Origin of the sequence: Streptococcus mitis (genome assembly GCF_002096895.1) — a bacterium.
Classification (GTDB): Bacteria; Bacillota; Bacilli; order Lactobacillales; family Streptococcaceae; genus Streptococcus; species Streptococcus mitis_AH.
Genome location: NZ_NCVI01000018.1, coordinates 185,688 through 202,477, shown reverse-complemented (window position 1 = coordinate 202,477; position 16,790 = coordinate 185,688). Strand labels below are relative to the sequence as shown.

General features: G+C 42.0%; 15 protein-coding genes and 1 tRNA gene. All 16 read right to left on the bottom strand.

The features are described from left to right. Positions 1-91: 91 nt before the first annotated feature. Positions 92-163, bottom strand: a tRNA-Arg gene (locus B7697_RS03840). A gap of 66 nt (positions 164-229) precedes the next feature. Next, positions 230-1,216, bottom strand: coding sequence for a GMP reductase (locus B7697_RS03835; protein WP_084950437.1), 987 nt, complete (start codon positions 1,214-1,216; stop codon positions 230-232). A 201-nt stretch (positions 1,217-1,417) separates the two neighbouring features. Next, a complete protein-coding gene (locus B7697_RS03830) occupies positions 1,418-2,197 on the bottom strand; it encodes an L-threonylcarbamoyladenylate synthase (RefSeq protein ID WP_000160505.1) in 780 nt (259 codons plus the stop codon). Positions 2,198-2,226: 29 nt separating this feature from the next. Continuing rightward, positions 2,227-2,820 (bottom strand): 3-isopropylmalate dehydratase small subunit, encoded by a 594-nt coding sequence (leuD, locus tag B7697_RS03825; RefSeq protein ID WP_000410641.1) that lies wholly within the window; start codon positions 2,818-2,820, stop codon positions 2,227-2,229. A 9-nt stretch (positions 2,821-2,829) separates the two neighbouring features. Next, positions 2,830-4,212, bottom strand: a complete 1,383-nt coding sequence (gene leuC, locus B7697_RS03820; RefSeq protein WP_084950436.1) for a 3-isopropylmalate dehydratase large subunit — start codon at positions 4,210-4,212, stop codon at positions 2,830-2,832. A 3-nt stretch (positions 4,213-4,215) separates the two neighbouring features. Next, complete coding sequence (locus B7697_RS03815; RefSeq protein ID WP_084950434.1) at positions 4,216-4,485, bottom strand: DUF1294 domain-containing protein; 270 nt, start codon at positions 4,483-4,485, stop codon at positions 4,216-4,218. After that, on the bottom strand, positions 4,482-5,519 hold the full coding sequence (gene leuB / locus B7697_RS03810) for a 3-isopropylmalate dehydrogenase (RefSeq protein ID WP_084950433.1): 1,038 nt from the start codon (positions 5,517-5,519) through the stop codon (positions 4,482-4,484). The genes B7697_RS03815 and leuB overlap by 4 nt, the downstream gene beginning before the upstream one ends. Before the next feature lie 11 nt (positions 5,520-5,530). Beyond that, positions 5,531-7,093, bottom strand: a complete 1,563-nt coding sequence (locus B7697_RS03805) for a 2-isopropylmalate synthase (protein ID WP_084950431.1) — start codon at positions 7,091-7,093, stop codon at positions 5,531-5,533. 313 nt (positions 7,094-7,406) lie between these two features. After that, positions 7,407-8,063 carry an MmcQ/YjbR family DNA-binding protein gene (locus B7697_RS03800; RefSeq protein WP_084950429.1) on the bottom strand — a complete coding sequence of 219 codons (657 nt, stop codon included), beginning with the start codon at positions 8,061-8,063 and terminating at the stop codon, positions 7,407-7,409. A gap of 42 nt (positions 8,064-8,105) precedes the next feature. Further along, positions 8,106-8,738, bottom strand: coding sequence for a copper homeostasis protein CutC (locus tag B7697_RS03795; RefSeq protein ID WP_084950428.1), 633 nt, complete (start codon positions 8,736-8,738; stop codon positions 8,106-8,108). A gap of 93 nt (positions 8,739-8,831) precedes the next feature. Further along, on the bottom strand, positions 8,832-9,191 hold the full coding sequence (locus tag B7697_RS03790) for a YbaN family protein (protein ID WP_020901447.1): 360 nt from the start codon (positions 9,189-9,191) through the stop codon (positions 8,832-8,834). A gap of 105 nt (positions 9,192-9,296) precedes the next feature. Next, positions 9,297-11,384, bottom strand: a complete 2,088-nt coding sequence (topA, locus tag B7697_RS03785; protein ID WP_084950426.1) for a type I DNA topoisomerase — start codon at positions 11,382-11,384, stop codon at positions 9,297-9,299. A 117-nt stretch (positions 11,385-11,501) separates the two neighbouring features. Then, positions 11,502-12,350, bottom strand: coding sequence for a DNA-processing protein DprA (gene dprA, locus B7697_RS03780; protein WP_084950424.1), 849 nt, complete (start codon positions 12,348-12,350; stop codon positions 11,502-11,504). A 138-nt stretch (positions 12,351-12,488) separates the two neighbouring features. Then, positions 12,489-14,312, bottom strand: coding sequence for a translation elongation factor 4 (gene lepA, locus B7697_RS03775; protein WP_001047209.1), 1,824 nt, complete (start codon positions 14,310-14,312; stop codon positions 12,489-12,491). Positions 14,313-14,390: 78 nt separating this feature from the next. Further along, positions 14,391-15,119: a metallophosphoesterase family protein gene (locus tag B7697_RS03770; RefSeq protein WP_084950423.1), complete on the bottom strand. Its 729-nt coding sequence runs from the start codon at positions 15,117-15,119 to the stop codon at positions 14,391-14,393. A 1-nt stretch (position 15,120) separates the two neighbouring features. Continuing rightward, positions 15,121-16,788, bottom strand: coding sequence for a DNA repair protein RecN (recN, locus tag B7697_RS03765; protein ID WP_084950421.1), 1,668 nt, complete (start codon positions 16,786-16,788; stop codon positions 15,121-15,123). Between the last annotated feature and the right edge of the window lie 2 nt (positions 16,789-16,790).

The following is a 16,790-nucleotide window of genomic DNA, read 5'->3' as shown; positions in this document are numbered from 1 at the left end:
ATTCTTTAAAATGAGATTTTCAGTTTTTGGGTTAAACTTGGGGAAAGATAAAGAAAAAAGCCCTATTAAAGGCTTTTTTAGAATGTTTACATCCACCCTGAGGGAATCGAACCCCCATCTCAAGAACCGGAATCTTACGTGATATCCATTACACTAAGGGTGGAAACTTGTTTTATTATAACAGAAATTTGCTCTAATAACAAGTTTTTTTCTGGCCATATAGCCCGTCTTAGTGGGAAGCATCCCCATTCCAGATAGAGTTTTTCACGATAACATAATCAACGTGTTTAAGGTCAGCAACCTGACGTCCACCTGCATAGGAGATAGCACTTTGAAGGTCTTGTTCCATCTCAGTTAAAGTGTCTTGTAGATGGCCTTTTGCAGGAAGCAAGATACGTTTGCCTTCCACATTTTTGTAAGCACCTTTTTGATATTGCGAGGCTGAACCGTAATATTCTTTGAACTGTTCACCATCGACTTCAATCGTTTTCCCTGGACTTTCGATGTGTCCTGCAAAGAGGGAACCAATCATGACCATGCTGGCACCGAAACGGATAGACTTGGCAATATCGCCGTGAGTACGAATTCCTCCATCAGCGATAATCGGTTTACGAGCAGCCTTAGCACACCAGCGTAGAGCAGCCAACTGCCAACCACCTGTACCAAAACCAGTCTTAACCTTGGTGATACAAACCTTACCAGGACCGATACCAACCTTAGTAGCATCCGCACCAGCATTTTCCAATTCACGCACCGCTTCTGGTGTTCCTACATTTCCAGCAATAACAAAAGTATCTGGCAATTCTTTCTTAATATGTTTAATCATAGAAATCACGCTATCCGCATGACCATGAGCAATGTCAATCGTGATATATTCCGGAGCGTCAGCCTTGAGCTGGCTAACAAAATCATACTCATAGTCTTTAACACCGACAGATATAGAAGCAATGAGCCCTTGATCGTGCATGCGTTTAATAAAAGGAATGCGTCCTGCCTCATCAAAACGGTGCATAATGTAGAAGTAACCACCTTTAGCTAGTTGCTCTGCTACATTTTCATCCAAAATCGTCTGCATATTAGCTGGCACAACAGGTAGTTTAAAGATGTGATTTCCTAGAGTGACACTTGTATCCGCTTCTGCACGGCTTTTAATGACACATTTATTTGGAATCAATTGAATATCTTCGTAATCAAAAATTGGAAATTCATTTAACATATCGATGTCTCGTTTCTTTTGTAATGACCTACCTATGCTCTCGCATCACTACGCCTTTTCCGACGTTTCCTTAATTTATTATAAACCAAAGTACAGTTTTTGTCAAATAATTTAATAAATTAAAATATATTGTTCGGTTTTTACTTGTGTTAAAAACAAAAGAAAGAGGAGAGATTATTTTCTCCCCACTTCTTCTACATTCTAATAATACTCACCTTGGCGGTAGTCCCATGAGTTAAAGGTATCTGACAAGTGCATCATGATTTTATCAATGTCAAGTCCTTTGCGAATCACAACTGGAGCTGGTGAAGTTGAGCGTGCTCCTCCTTGTTCTGGGATGAGTTTGCCGTCTTTATCGACCATAGAGACCATCACGCCTTGCTCGTAGCGAGTTTCAATGGTTTTGTCAGGCTGGATAGATGCCACATAGTCGTCTGCTTCAATAACAAGATCTACTGCTCCTTCGATACGTTCTCCGATACCTTCTACCTTACCACGGTTTCCTTTTCCAGATGGGTTAGCTGATGAGGCATAAACCATCTTGCCTTCTTCCCAAAGTTTGGCAGCCAACTGTTCACCAGCTTTACCAAACTTGATGACAAAACAGCTAGTACCACGAACGTCTGTCATGAGTTCTTCACGACCATCACCGTATGCTTTAAGTTTTTCAAAAGCTTCTGGTTTCCATGGAAGGATACAACCTAGAAGAATGTCTTCGTCCCAATGTTTTTGGTAGAAGGCTTCAATTTCTGGGTTGAGTTGTGCTAAAGCGCGTAGCTCGTCCATGCTACCACAAAGTACAACACCTGGTTTGTTACGGTTACGTTCTTTAGCTTCAAACTTGCGTTCAAGTCCTGCTTTATCGCTAGTCATGATAATGTAACCAACTTTTGTAGGGCAAACGATACATCCGCCCTCACCTTTTAAAATGTCATAGCCTTCTTGTGAAAGTGTTCCGTTCCATTGAATGTGTTTTGTCATAGTTCTATATTTCCTTTTCTATTTTTCTTCTATTCCTGCCAGTAGGCCGGTCGTTGTTTTTCATAGGCAGCAATCAAATCTTCATACTGCAAAGTAATACCGATATCATCCAAACCATTTAAGAGTTTGTGTTTCCATTCGCTATCAATTTCAAAAGTGAATTCTCCAACTGGTGAGATGATTTTTTGTTGTTCCAAGTCCACAGTTACCTGATCGGTTGGTTTAAGCTGGGCTAGTTTCTCTCGAACCTCCCTAGGCTGAACAATGGGCAACATGCCATTATTGAGTTCATTATTGTAATGAATGTCCCCAAAAGATCCTGCAATCACGACCTTAAAACCATAGTCGGCTAGAGCCCAAGCTGCGTGTTCCCTCGAAGACCCCGCACCAAAGTTATCCCCCGAGATGAGAATACTAGCTTTACGATATTCAGGTCGGTTAAAGACAAAGTCTGGGTCCTCAGTGTAGTTATCGTCCAGATAACGCCAAGCATACATGAGGTACTTGCCAAAGCCTTTTTTATCAATTAACTTGAGAAACTGCTTGGGGAGTATTTGGTCGGTGTCGATATTATCATTCATAAGAGGAACGGTCGTTCCCGTATAAACTGTAAATTTCTCCATATCCTCTCCTTACTGGGCCTCTGGCATTTGCCGAACATCTACGAAACGCCCTGCAATAGCTGCCGCAGCTGCCATAGCTGGACTGCAGAGATGGGTTTTAGCACCAAATCCTTGTCTGTCTTCAAAGTTGCGGTTACTGGTTGAGGCACAGTGAACCCCATCAGGAACCTTGTCCGGATTCATCCCCAGGCACATAGAGCAACCTGGGTCTCGCCACTCAAAGCCAGCATCTAAGAAAACCTTATCCAAGCCCAACTTCTCAGCAGCTCGTTTGACAGGACGAGAGCCTGGGACTACAATAGCCGTTAAGTTGGGAGCAATTTTCTTCCCTTTGACAAACCGAGCAGCCAGTTGTAGGTCGCTGAGTCGAGCATTGGTACATGAGCCAATAAAGATATAGCCTAATTCAATATCTGCTGGCTTTTGACCTGGTTCCAAATCCATATAATTGTAGGCTCGCTCATCATTCATATCCTTAATTTCTGGGAAGCTACTGTCAAAGTCAACGCCCATAGCAGGGTTGGTTCCCCAGGTTACCATGGGAGCTAGGTCAGAGACATCCATCCGGATAATCTTATCGTAAACGGCATCATCATCGCTGACAATTGTTTTCCAATCCGCCACAGCCTCTTCAAAATCCCCTGGAACACATTCCCGTCCCTTGAGATAGTCATAGGTGCTCTGATCCGGATTCATAATCCCCATCTTAGAGCCAAACTCGATGGACATATTGCAGATGGTCATGCGCTCTTCCATGCTCAGTGCATCAATAGCTTGTCCCCGATATTCCACCACATAGCCAACACCGCAAGCAACACCGTACTTGGCAATCAAGGCGAGAATATAATCCTTGGAATAAACTCCCTTTTGAGGAACACCAGTGAATTCTACCAACATTTTCTTGGGTTTGACTTGCCAGAGGGTTTGGGTAGCAAAAACATGCTCAACTTCACTGGTCCCAATTCCAAAGGCGATTGCTCCGAAAGCTCCGTGGGTCGCCGTATGGCTGTCTCCACAGACGATGAATTTTCCTGGTTGAGTCCGTCCTGTTTCTGGACCAACCATGTGCACGATTCCCTGTTTTTCAGAACCGTGAGCCGCATGTTCAATCCCAAACTCCTCAACATTTTCAGCCAGCTTATCAATTTGAGCCTTAGAAATCACATCTCGAATATCGTAGATATTGACCGTCGGGACATTGTGGTCAAAGGTTCCAAATGTCAAGTCTGGTCGTCTCAATCTACGACCTGCATTTCGCAATCCTTGAAAAGCCTGAGGACTGGTCACTTCATGAATATAATGCTGGTCCACATACATGAGTTGGGGCTGCCCCTCTTCTCCTGTGATGACATGACGGTCCCATAATTTATCAAAAATCGATTTTCCTGCCATCCATTACCTCCAAATAAAATATAAGGCTACTAGTGTGGACACCATCCCAAGAAACCAAACCGTTTTAAAGTACCATTTTCGAGTCTTGTGGTGAAAAGTAATTCCTGCTAACCAAGCTCCAAAACCACCACAAGTAAATGCTAAAATGAGTAAGATTTTCTCAGGGATGCGCCAAGCTTTTCTCCTTGCCTTGGATTTGTCAATGCCATAAATCAAGAAAATCATGACATTCCAAATCAAAAGGACTAGAGTAATTTTTTCGTCTAACTTCATAACCTTGCAATAATAGCTTCCGTCATTTCCTTTGTTGAAGCCTGTCCTCCTAAATCTCTCGTTAAAATTCCAGATGCCAAACTTGCCTCAACAGCATGCTCGATACACTCTGCATCCTCATAACGACCAAAACTATCTCTCAACATCATGGCCACTGATAAAATCATGGAAATAGGATTGGCAATTCCTTGACCTGCAATATCAGGCGCTGAACCGTGAATGGGTTCATAAAGGCTTGGTCCATTTTCAGAATGACTGGCTGATGGCATAACTCCAAGTGTGCCAGATAGAACGCTTGATTCATCAGATAAGATATCTCCGAAAAGATTCTCCGTCACGATGACATCAAACTTAGCAGGATTGGTAATCATAAGCATGGCAGCTGAGTCCACCAGCTGGTGCTCCAAGCTTACATCTGGGAAATCCTGCGCGACTTCCTCAGCTACTTTCCTCCAGAGTTTTGATGTTGCCAACACATTTTGCTTATCAATACTGGTAAGGATTTTTCTCCGACTTCTTGCGATTTCAAAGGCTTTGCGAATAATCCGCTCCACTTCCTCATAGCTATAGTCGTTGATATCACGCGCTTTTCTTTCTTCAAGAATATGATCCCCAAAATAAATCCCACCTGTCAACTCCCGTACCACAACAAAGTCTACACCAGCAATTCGTTCTGGTTTTAGTGGTGACAAATGCTTGAGACTCTCAAAAATCTTAACAGGGCGAATATTAGCATAGAGATTTAGTTCCTTACGGAGAGCCAGCAAGCCTTGTTCGGGCCGGACCTCTACTCCATCATACTGAGGACTACCGATAGCCGCTAGGAGAATGGCATCTGCTTCTCTACATGCTTTGAGGGTTTCACTAGGTAAAGGATGGCCTGCTGCATCAATTCCTGCACCTCCAAAAGGTCGTTTGTCTATTTCATAGTCAAAGCCTGTTTTTTTAGCTATAGCTTCCAGAACCTCTAACCCAGCATCCATGATTTCTGGGCCGATTCCATCCCCTGCCAGAACTACTATTTTCTTTGTCATAGCATTCTCCTTTACACACTAGGCATATCGCGGTAAGAAACGCTGCGTCCCATATCACCAGCATTCTCTTTTTGAACAAAGGTATTAGCATTGATGTAGGCAATAGCAGATGCTTTCAGTACATCGAAATCAAGCCCTGCTGCATTAAAGATGGTTTCTGTATCTCTGTTTTCAACAGTGACCAAAACCCGAGCTTGGGCATCAATTCCATCTGTCACAGCGTCAATAGTATAGGACACCAAGCGGACGGATTGGTTAAAGAACTTATCGATAGCGTTAAAGATTGCTTCAACAGAACCTTGCCCTGACGCATTGAAATCAACTTTCTCACCATCCATATTGGCTAGGCTAACGAGTGCTTCAATGTCATTATCTGCATGAGTTTGAAGTTGTAAATCATCAAAGTGGAAGCCTTCTGGATTTTCAACCATGGTTCCAGCTACCAAAGCTCGAATATCTGCATCTGTGATTTCTTGCTTTTTATCAGCCAGCGCCTTGAACTTAGCAAAAAGTGGTTTGATATCCTCTTCTGTAAAATCTAGGGCCAATTCTCTCAGTTTCTCAACGAAGGCATGGCGACCTGACAATTTTCCAAGCGGAAGACTATTACTCTTAACACCAACCAATTCAGGGGTGATGATCTCATAAGTGAGAGGATTTTTAAGAACTCCATCTTGGTGAATACCGGACTCGTGAGAGAAGGCATTACCACCAACGACTGCCTTATTTTTAGGAACTGGAATACCAGAGAATCGAGAAACCATTTCAGAAGTATTGATGGTTTCATTTAGGACAATACTGGTTACTGCTTGGTAGTAATCTTGGCGAATATTGAGAGCAACTGCAATTTCTTCCAAAGCAGCATTACCAGCTCGCTCCCCAATGCCGTTGATAGTTCCTTCGACACGGCCCGCCCCATTCTTAACAGCAGCAAGGCTATTAGCAACTGCCATTCCGAGGTCATCATGACAGTGAGGTGAATAGATAATCTGACGATCCGTCTTGACATTTTCAATCAAGTATTTGAAGATAGCGCCATATTCCTCTGGAGTGGTAAATCCTACCGTGTCAGGGATATTGATATAAGTCGCCCCAGCATCAACCGCTGTTTGAACAACTTGCAAGAGAAAATCCAACTCTGTTCGAGTCGCATCCTCAGGAGAGAACTCGACAATCTCGAACTTAGAACGGGCATAAGAAACATGTTCCTCAATAGCCTCCAAAATTTCTTCCTTACTCTTATTGAGCTTATACTTTCGGTGAATCGGACTGGTAGCGATAAAGACGTGAACCTGTGGATACTTAGCGTCCTTGAGAGCCTCGTAACAAGCATCAATATCAGACTTGACAGAGCGGGCCAAACCAGTCACCGCTGTTTTCTTCAAGGTCTTAGCAATCTCCTGCACTGCCGTAAATGAGTCTGGGCTAGCCGCTGGAAAACCAGCTTCAATTGCTGAAATGCCCCATTTCTCCAACTGTCTTGCAATGGCTATTTTTTCCTTGATTGAAAAATTAACACCAGGTGTCTGTTCTCCATCCCGAAGGCTGGTATCTAGAAATTCAACTGTTCTCATAAGATTTCCCCTTTTCCAAATATGGTTTTAAAAAAACATCTCGCTTAGAAATCCAAGCGAGATGTTGATTTACTCCCGCTTGGTAAGCCAAACAGGACTAATGCTTTTTGCACTAGCCCGAGTACCTCAACAACAAAGCAAATTGATTAAACTTAGCTGTTTTCATGTTTGACTTTCTCCTTCGTTTGATATCTTGTTTAGTATTTTAGCATAGGCAAAAGTACTTGTCAAGAAAAAATCCAATATTTTCTGAAAATTTCTTCAGTAGAGAATATTTTGCTAATTGAAAGTTCTTGAAAAATCTTGAAATGTTTCATTTTTTAGTGATTAAGTTCCAACTTTTTTCTATCAATTCTAACACTTCTTCATCCGATAAAGTATCATCAAGCGCCACACTAATCCAGTAACGTTTATTCATATGAAAAGCTGGATAAATGCCCTTGTGTGAAAGCAAATCAGCTACTTGGTCATGCTTGAGGTTGACTGCTTCCACCTGTCCTTCTCTGCCCTTTTCCAGCTTATCCCAAGAGATTTTCATCAGGACGGCATACCACTTTTTATTGCCTTCGTGTCTTAACACTGCCGTATCAGGCGATTTCTCCCACAAATACTCCAACTGATTATCATACTTTTCCTGAACTTGAGTCATGATTCGCTTAGTCTGAGGGCAGATAAAATACTGTACCTCAAAACAAGCCTTCCGAATCTGGTAAAGAATCTCCAGACAAGCCTCACGGACATTTCCGACAAAACTTCCCCTCATGCTTTCCATATGAACTTGCGGATAGAGGTCACCAGTCTCCTGATCAAAGACTTGAAAGGTCACATTATCAGCAGTGATGGACACAGTCATGACAAAGTCACCTTGCAAAATCTGGCAACTATAGGTCCAGACTCCACTATTTTCTACAAAACCATAATCATGAGCCTTTTCTTGATTAAACTGATAGGATTTAAAAATTTCAAACATAAGTGAAAACTGCTACCCTAAGCAGCAGTTCCTTTCTATTTTTTAAAAGACAACCTTAGTACCATGTAGTTGTGTCACGCCCAGTTGGTCGATAAAGATTTGACGGTTGTCAAGATCAATCCCCCCACCTGGTAGAATTTCAATTTTACCTTTAGCGTGCTCCAAAATTCTGTGATAGTGAGCAAAGCGTTTTTCTAAGGAGTCGCCAGACACACCAGCGCGAGTTAGGATACGAGTGACTCCAGCTTGACTAAGCCAGTCAATAGCTTCCAGTTGCTCTTCATCACTCAATTCATCAAAGGCCATGTGGAAGACAATTTCCATTCCTTTTGATGCAACAATTAACTTTTCAAGATTCAGCTTATCCAATTTCTTATCAGCAGTTAAAGCCCCAAATACAACCCCTTGACTTCCAGCCTGCGCAGTCAATCGAATGTCTTCTAACATGATAGCAATTTCTAGTTCATTATAGACAAAGTCGCCACCACGTGGACGAATCATGGTCATGATGGTCGTATCGTAGTTAGCTGCCAATTCAACCGCTGCCTTGGTTACTCCATAGCTGGGAGTTGTGCCTCCCACTGCTAGATTATCACAGAGTTCGATTCGACGAGCCCCAGCCTGCATCGCTTTTTCAAGCAAGGTCACATTTTCAGCACAAAATTCGTAAATCATTTGATTCTCCTTGAAGATTACTTTAAATTCATTATATCATATTGTTATGAATATGCTTTCAATTTTATCAAGGGAAATAGTGACAAATTTTACTTATTCTTTATCCGGAATGACCTTGAAGAGATAATAAGTAATAAAGATAGTCAAAGCTCCAAGACCGATTTTGACTGGTAAGAGAGGGGCAAAGTAAATAGAAATTCCCATCAAGATGTAGATCGAAACGATGATTTTTTTCTTTCGTTCACGCGCAATAGACTTAGTCTCGCGAAAATCAGCTACATATGCTTGATAGAGTTTGGTATGATAAAGCCAGTCTTCGAAGCGCTTGGAACTTCTTGAGAAACAAGCAATAGACAACAAAAGAAAAGGCGTTGTAGGTAACAAAGGTAAAACAACCCCAATAATAGCCAAGGCTAGTGATAAAAAACCAATGATCAGATAGATAAAACGCATAACTTCTCCTAGTTAAAATAATCTTCTTCTAGTTTCGCATACAATGATGAATTTTGTCAAGTTCTAACCAAAAGGAGCCTGAAATTCACTTTCAGGACTCTCTTCTTATTTAATCTTTTCTTCTTCGTAGTCACCCTTGCTACAAACAACCTGCTTGCCACCACCACGGACTTTTTTCTCCATAAGAAAGTTGCCACATTTTGGACAGTCACGACCAACAGGCTTGTCCCAAGAGGTAAATTCACATTCTGGATAGCGGTTGCAACCATAGAAAAGGCGGTTACGTTTGGTTTTACGCTCAATGATTTGTCCCTGATGACAACTTGGACACTCAACACCAATCTCTTTCACGATTGCTTGGGTATGACGGCAATCTGGGAAATTGCTACAAGCGTAGAACTTACCAAATCGACCAAGTTTAATAACCATTGGACTGCCACACACTTCACAATCAAATCCAGCTGGTTCATCCTTGATCTGGATTTTCTCCATTTCTTCTTCAGCCTTGGCAACCTCTTTAGAGAAAGGTTTGTAAAAGGCATCAATGACACGTTGCCACTGCTCTTTTCCAACTTCGACATCATCCAGCTTGCCTTCCATTTCAGCTGTGAAGGTCACGTTTACGATATCTGGGAAATATTCAACGATGAGCTTGTTAACAATTTCTCCCAACTCTGTTGGTTCAAAACGTTTGGCTACAAGGCGAACATAATAACGTTTCTGAATGGTTTCAATAGTTGGTGCGTAGGTTGACGGACGGCCAACCCCATTTTCCTCCAAGGTCTTGATCAATGTCGCTTCAGAATAACGAGCAGGCGGTTGAGTGAAATGTTGCTCTGGTTTGCTATTGACCTGTTTGACTACATCTCCCACAGCCATATCTGGTAACATCTTATTCTTGTCAGAATCATTATAAATGGCAAGATAACCATCAAACTTAACCTGACTACCATTGGCAGCAAATTGAACTCCATTTTGCGACAATTTAACAGCCATGGTATCAAAGACAGCAGCTGTCATTTGGCTAGCCACAAAACGATTCCAGATAAGGGTATAGAGCTTGAGCTGGTCCTTGTCCAGATACTTAGCAATACTTTCAGGTGTATTCAAAACGCTAGACGGGCGAATAGCCTCATGGGCATCCTGAGCACCTGAAGCATTTTTAACCTTGCTACCATGCTTAGAATACTTGCTACCAAAACGGTCCGTAATGAAACTTGCTGCTTCATTTTGCGCTACAGGACTGATACGAGTCGAATCGGTACGCATATAAGTAATCAAACCTTGAACACCAGAACCGATATTAATTCCTTCATAGAGCTGTTGGGCAACCATCATGGTCTTTCGAGTACGGAAGTTAATTTTATTGGCAGCATCCATCTGCATAGATGAAGTGGTATAGGGTAATGGAGCATTGCGTTTGCGCTCTTTCTTATCTACCTGATCCACTGAAAAATCTTTGCTAGTCAGACGAGACAAGACTTCCTTGACCTCGTCATTGCTAGTTAGTTTCAGCTTTTTGCCATCTACTCCATAGAAGGAAGCCTGAAATTGCTTGGTTCCCTTTTTAAAGATACCATCAATTGTCCAGTATTCTTCTGGCTGAAAGGCGTTGATTTCATTCTCACGGTCAATGATTAACTTAAGAGCAATAGATTGAACGCGACCTGCTGACAAGCCCTTCTTGACCTTTTTCCACAAAATAGGCGAAATCGAATACCCTACCAAGCGGTCCAGGACACGACGTGCCTGTTGGGCATCGACCAAGTCCATATCAATCTTGCGTGGCTCTTTGAAAGCATTTTTGACTGCATCCTTGGTGATTTCATTGAAGACCACACGGTTAGCATCATTTTCATCCAAGTTGAGAATATGGGCTAAATGCCAAGAAATCGCTTCTCCTTCACGGTCCGGGTCACTCGCCAGAAAGACTTTATTAGCTTTTTTGGCTTCTTTTTTCAAGTCATTGATGAGAGGGCCCTTTCCTCGAATATTGATATATTGCGGTTCATAATTATTTTCAATATCGACAGACATACTGGATTTCTTCAAATCACGGATATGACCGACACTGGCTAAAACCTTATAGTTTCTGCCGAGATATTTTTCAATCGTCTTGGCCTTAGCAGGCGACTCCACGATTACTAGATTTTTTTTAACTGTTGATTTTTTCTTTTTTGTTGCCGTAGCCACAGTATCACACCTTTTCAAAGTAATAAACTTTATAAAGTGTAAACCATTTTGCCATAACTGTCAAGACTTAGCTCCTATATATAGAAGAAAAGTTGGTTTAAAAAGAGAAATTTCGTCTTAAAATTCAAATTCAGCAAGAACATCCTGCCCACTGGTGACCAATTTTGCCCCTTCTTGAATCAAATGATGGCAACCGTCTGATAGTCCATCTAAAATGCTACCAGGAATAGCAAAGACATCGCGCCCTTCTTCCATTGCCCGCTCACAGGTGATGAGACTACCTGAGCGCATCTTAGCCTCTGCTACAATCACACCACGACAAAGTCCAGCAATGATGCGATTACGGGCAGGAAAATGAAATTTCAGAGGTTGTTCACCAGGTCCATATTCACTGAGAACCAGATGATCATTGCCGATGTAGTCTTGCAAGCGTTTATTGGCTTTAGGATAAAACACATCCAGTCCTGTTCCAATCACTGCAATGGTTTTTCCGCCATTCTGAAGAGCTGCCATATGAGCTGCTGTGTCAATGCCCTTGGCTAATCCACTGACGATAACCAGTTCATTTTCCAAGCCCTGAATGACTTTTTCAACTGACTTAGCTCCCAGTTTGCTACAAGCACGACTGCCCACGACTGCTACCTTAGGAAATTTCAAGAGATCCAGATTTCCCTTGTAAAATAAAAGTACAGGTGCATCATATATTTCACTCAAATCCCAAGGATAACAGTCATCTAAAATAGAGAAAGATGGAAATTTTTGAAACTCCTTCTCCAAATGCGTATCGTCTATCTGAAAATAACGTTCCATAAAAACAGCTGGATTTCGGCAACCTGATATATCTGCAATATCACCTAACAACAGTTCTTGATCAACATTTTCACCGTATTCTAGGACATTCAAAATCTGTTGATTGGTCAAACCTGATTTTTTTAACTTATAGATTTCATAGTTTGTGATTTTCATAAATATCTCCATTTCTTTTTCTACTCATCTATTTATTCGTAAAACAAATTAAAAAGAAGACCATTTGATCTTCTTTTATTTATCTTTGTTATTTGATATGTAAAGTCTATCAACAATAAAATATTTTTCTTTATACTTCTACTCTTCATCCATGCTCAAGACGCTAAGGAAGGCTTCTTGTGGAACTTCTACTGATCCGATAGCTTTCATGCGTTTCTTACCAGCTTTTTGTTTTTCAAGCAGTTTACGCTTACGAGAAACGTCACCACCATAACATTTAGCAAGTACGTTCTTACGAAGGGCCTTGATATCAGTACGAGCGACAATCTTCTGTCCAATAGCTGCTTGAATTGGCACCTCAAATTGTTGGCGAGGGATGATTTTCTTAAGCTTATCAACGATGAGTTTTCCGCGTTCGTAGGCAAAGTCCTTGTGAACGATAAAGCTAAGGGCATCCACCTTGTCTCCATTGAGAAGGATGTCCATTTTGACCAGCTTAGAGGGGCGATACTCTGACAATTCGTAGTCAAAGCTTGCATAACCACGTGTTGAAGACTTAAGCTTATCAAAGAAATCAAAGACGATTTCAGCCAGTGGAATTTGATAGATAACATTGACACGGTTATCATCAATATAGTCCATAGTCACAAAGTCACCACGCTTGCGCTGAGCTAGCTCCATTACAGCTCCTACGAACTCCTGTGGTACCATGATTTGCGCCTTAACATAAGGCTCTTCAATGGTCGCAATCTTGGTAGGATCTGGGAACTCAGATGGGTTAGATACATCCATAGACTCACCGTCGGTCAAGTTAACCTTATAGATAACAGATGGAGCTGTCATGATGAGGTCAATGTTGAACTCACGTTCCAAACGCTCTTGGATAACATCCATATGGAGAAGTCCAAGGAAACCACAACGGAAACCAAATCCAAGTGCCTGAGATGTTTCTGGTTCAAACTGCAGACTAGCATCATTCAGTTGCAATTTTTCAAGCGCTTCACGTAGGTCATTGTACTTGTTTGACTCGATAGGATATAGACCCGCAAAGACCATAGGATTCATTTGTTTGTAACCATGTAATGGCTCAGCCGCAGGATTGGTTGCCAAGGTAACGGTATCACCCACACGAGTGTCCTGAACCGTTTTGATAGAAGCTGCAATATAACCAACGTCACCAGTCGCAAGGAAATCACGACCAACTGCTTTGGGAGTAAAAATACCAACTTCTGTCACATCAAAGGTCTTACCATTGCTCATAAGCTGAATCTTATCACCAGGTTTGACAACCCCATCCATGACACGAACTTGGAGGATAACCCCACGGTAAGCATCGTAAACAGAATCGAAAATCAAGGCCTTAAGTGGTGCCGTCACATCACCTGTTGGTGCTGGTACTTTTTCTACGATTTGCTCGAGGATTTCTTCAATCCCAATACCAGCCTTGGCAGAAGCCAAAACTGCTTCACTGGCATCCAAACCAATGACATCTTCAATCTCTGTACGCACGCGCTCAGGATCTGCAGCAGGTAGGTCAATTTTGTTAATGACTGGCATGATTTCCAAATCATTGTCCAAGGCTAGATAAACGTTGGCAAGGGTTTGAGCCTCAATACCTTGAGCGGCATCGACCACCAAAATCGCACCTTCACAGGCAGCTAGCGAACGTGAAACTTCATAGGTAAAGTCAACGTGCCCCGGCGTGTCAATCAAGTGGAAAATATAAGTTTCCCCATCTTTTGCAGTATAATTGAGCTCGATGGCATTCAACTTAATGGTAATCCCACGTTCCCGTTCTAGATCCATGCTATCCAAAAGCTGAGCCTGCATTTCACGGCTTGAAACCGTCTCTGTTTTTTCCAAAATACGGTCTGCTAGAGTTGATTTCCCGTGGTCAATATGGGCGATAATAGAGAAGTTACGGATCTTCTCCTGTCGTTTTTTCAATTCTTCTAAGTTCATGATTCTCTTCCTTTCAGGGTATCTATTTATTATAAATTGTTTTTGACATTTTGACAAGACCATACCCTGCTAGGAGTACTAATCTTCAGCGACAAAACCATCATTTTCGATAAAGTAGCGTTCTGTCATTCCTTGGTCTGTAAAGACAATCCCATGAAGGACACCACCGTAGACAGCTCCTCCGTCCATTCCAATCTTGCCATCTTCCGTCATCCAAAGATCAGCTGTACCGCGTTCTTGCTTTAACAAACCATAAACCGGTGTATGGCCGAAGACAATGGTTTTTCCAGTATGATTTTCAGCTTCGTGGAATGGTTTTCTAAGCCAAACTTTCTTGTAGTCTGTCGTTTCATGCCAGTCCTCTAATGTCAAATCAACTCCAGCATGAACAAAAATATAATGATCTGTTTCCACTACAAATGGCATTTGACGAATAAATTCGACCAAATCTGCAGCTTCAGTAGCGACACGCTTGGCATCTTCTACTCCATCAACTGGTGCATCCAATGGACGACCTAGGATAGAGTTAATGGTTGTATCTCCACCATTGCGACGATAGTGGTCATAGCTTTCTTCTGGGTCATCGAGCCAAGTCAAAAACATATACTCATGATTTCCTGACAAACAGATAGCCCCTTGATTATCCACTAAGTCCTTAACCATTTCTAGAACACGGCGACTATCCTCACCACGGTCAATCAAATCCCCTAGAAAGAGTAACTGGGTCTGACCATCCCAGGTTTTGAGAAGGTCTTCTAGCATTCCAGCTTTTCCGTGGACATCTCCAATTACATAATAGTCTGTCATCTTATTTCTCCCTGTTTCTCAACAATTCTCTGGCTTGCGTCAGGGCTGCTTCCGTCACATCATCACCTGCCAACATTTTAGCAACTTCCTCCACTCGCTCTTCAACCGTCAAGAGACGAACAGTCGAAACTGTTGAATGCTCATTGCTAATCTTCTCAATAAAGAATTGATAATCCGCGATCGCAATCACTTGTGGTAAATGGGAAATAGCCAGAACTTGACCATGTTGGCCAATCTTGTGAATCTTCTGTGCAATAGCCTGAGCTACACGACCTGAAACTCCTGTATCCACCTCATCAAAGACTATGCTGGTCTTACCCTCTTTACGTGAAAAGGCAGATTTAATGGCTAGCATGAGACGAGATAATTCCCCACCAGATGCAACCTTGACCAAGGGTTTAAAGTCTTCACCAGGGTTGGTTGAAATGTAAAACTCGACCATTTCATTGCCCTCACGACTGAATTTTCCCTTGCTAAAACGAACCTGAAACTGAGCTTTTTCCATATAGAGGTCTTGCAGTTCTTGTTTAATCTCTGCTTCCAATTGCTGAGCCAAATCATGACGAGCAGATGCAAGTTGACCAGCCAAATCAACAAGATTGACTTCTAATTTCTTAAGCTCTGCTTCCATGTCTTCAGAAGAAAGGTTGTTGCCTGTCAAGAGATTGTATTCTTCTGTAATCTTAGCAAAATAAAGCAAAACATCGTCTACAGTCCCACCATACTTACGAGTAATAGTATGAAGGAGATCCAAACGATTCTCGACCTGCATGAGGCGATTACCATCAAAATCAAGATCCTCAATGATTGCTTCCAAACGTTTGCTAATGTCTTCTAAGACATAGTAGGTCTCAGACAGTGAGCTTGAAATGTCACGGTATTCAGGGTCATACTCTTCGACACTTTCCATGTCATTCATGGCTGAACGAACATTGACCAGACTTGAAAAATCTTCATTGTCCAACATACTGTAAGCATTGGTCAACGTATCCGCTATATTTTTATGGTTGAGAAGTTTCTCTCGCTCTTGATTGAGAGCCAAGTCTTCTCCAGCCTGCAAATTAGCCGCCTCAATCTCTGCCATTTGAAATTCCAACATTTCGATACGAGCCTTGTGTTCCTGTTGGTTTTTCTTGACTTCCAGAACCTGCTTGCGCATTTTCCGATAGGCATCAAAACTCGTTTGATAGGTTTCTTTCAAGTCCCAAAAAGCGGCATCACCAAATTCATCCAACATCTGGATATGCAGTTGAGGACGCATTAACTCTTCTTGGTCATGCTGACCATGAATATCTACCAGATGTTGCCCAATAGCACGCAAAACAGACAGATTGACCATCTGGCCATTGACACGGCTGATACTACGACCATTTTGCAAGATTTCCCGACGGATGATAATTTCATCCCCCATTTCCAAACCTTGCTCATTAAAAATTTCCTGCAAAAGGCGACTATTCTCAATGGAGAAAAGCCCCTCAATCTCTGCCTTTGGCGCACCATGACGAATAACATCTGTCGTAGCACGAGCTCCCAACATCATATTCATGGCATCAATGATAATTGACTTCCCTGCACCTGTTTCACCAGTCAGGACAGTCATCCCCTTTTCAAAATTGAGGGAAATAGCCTCAATAATGGCAAAGTTTTTTATCGAAATTTCAAGTAACATAT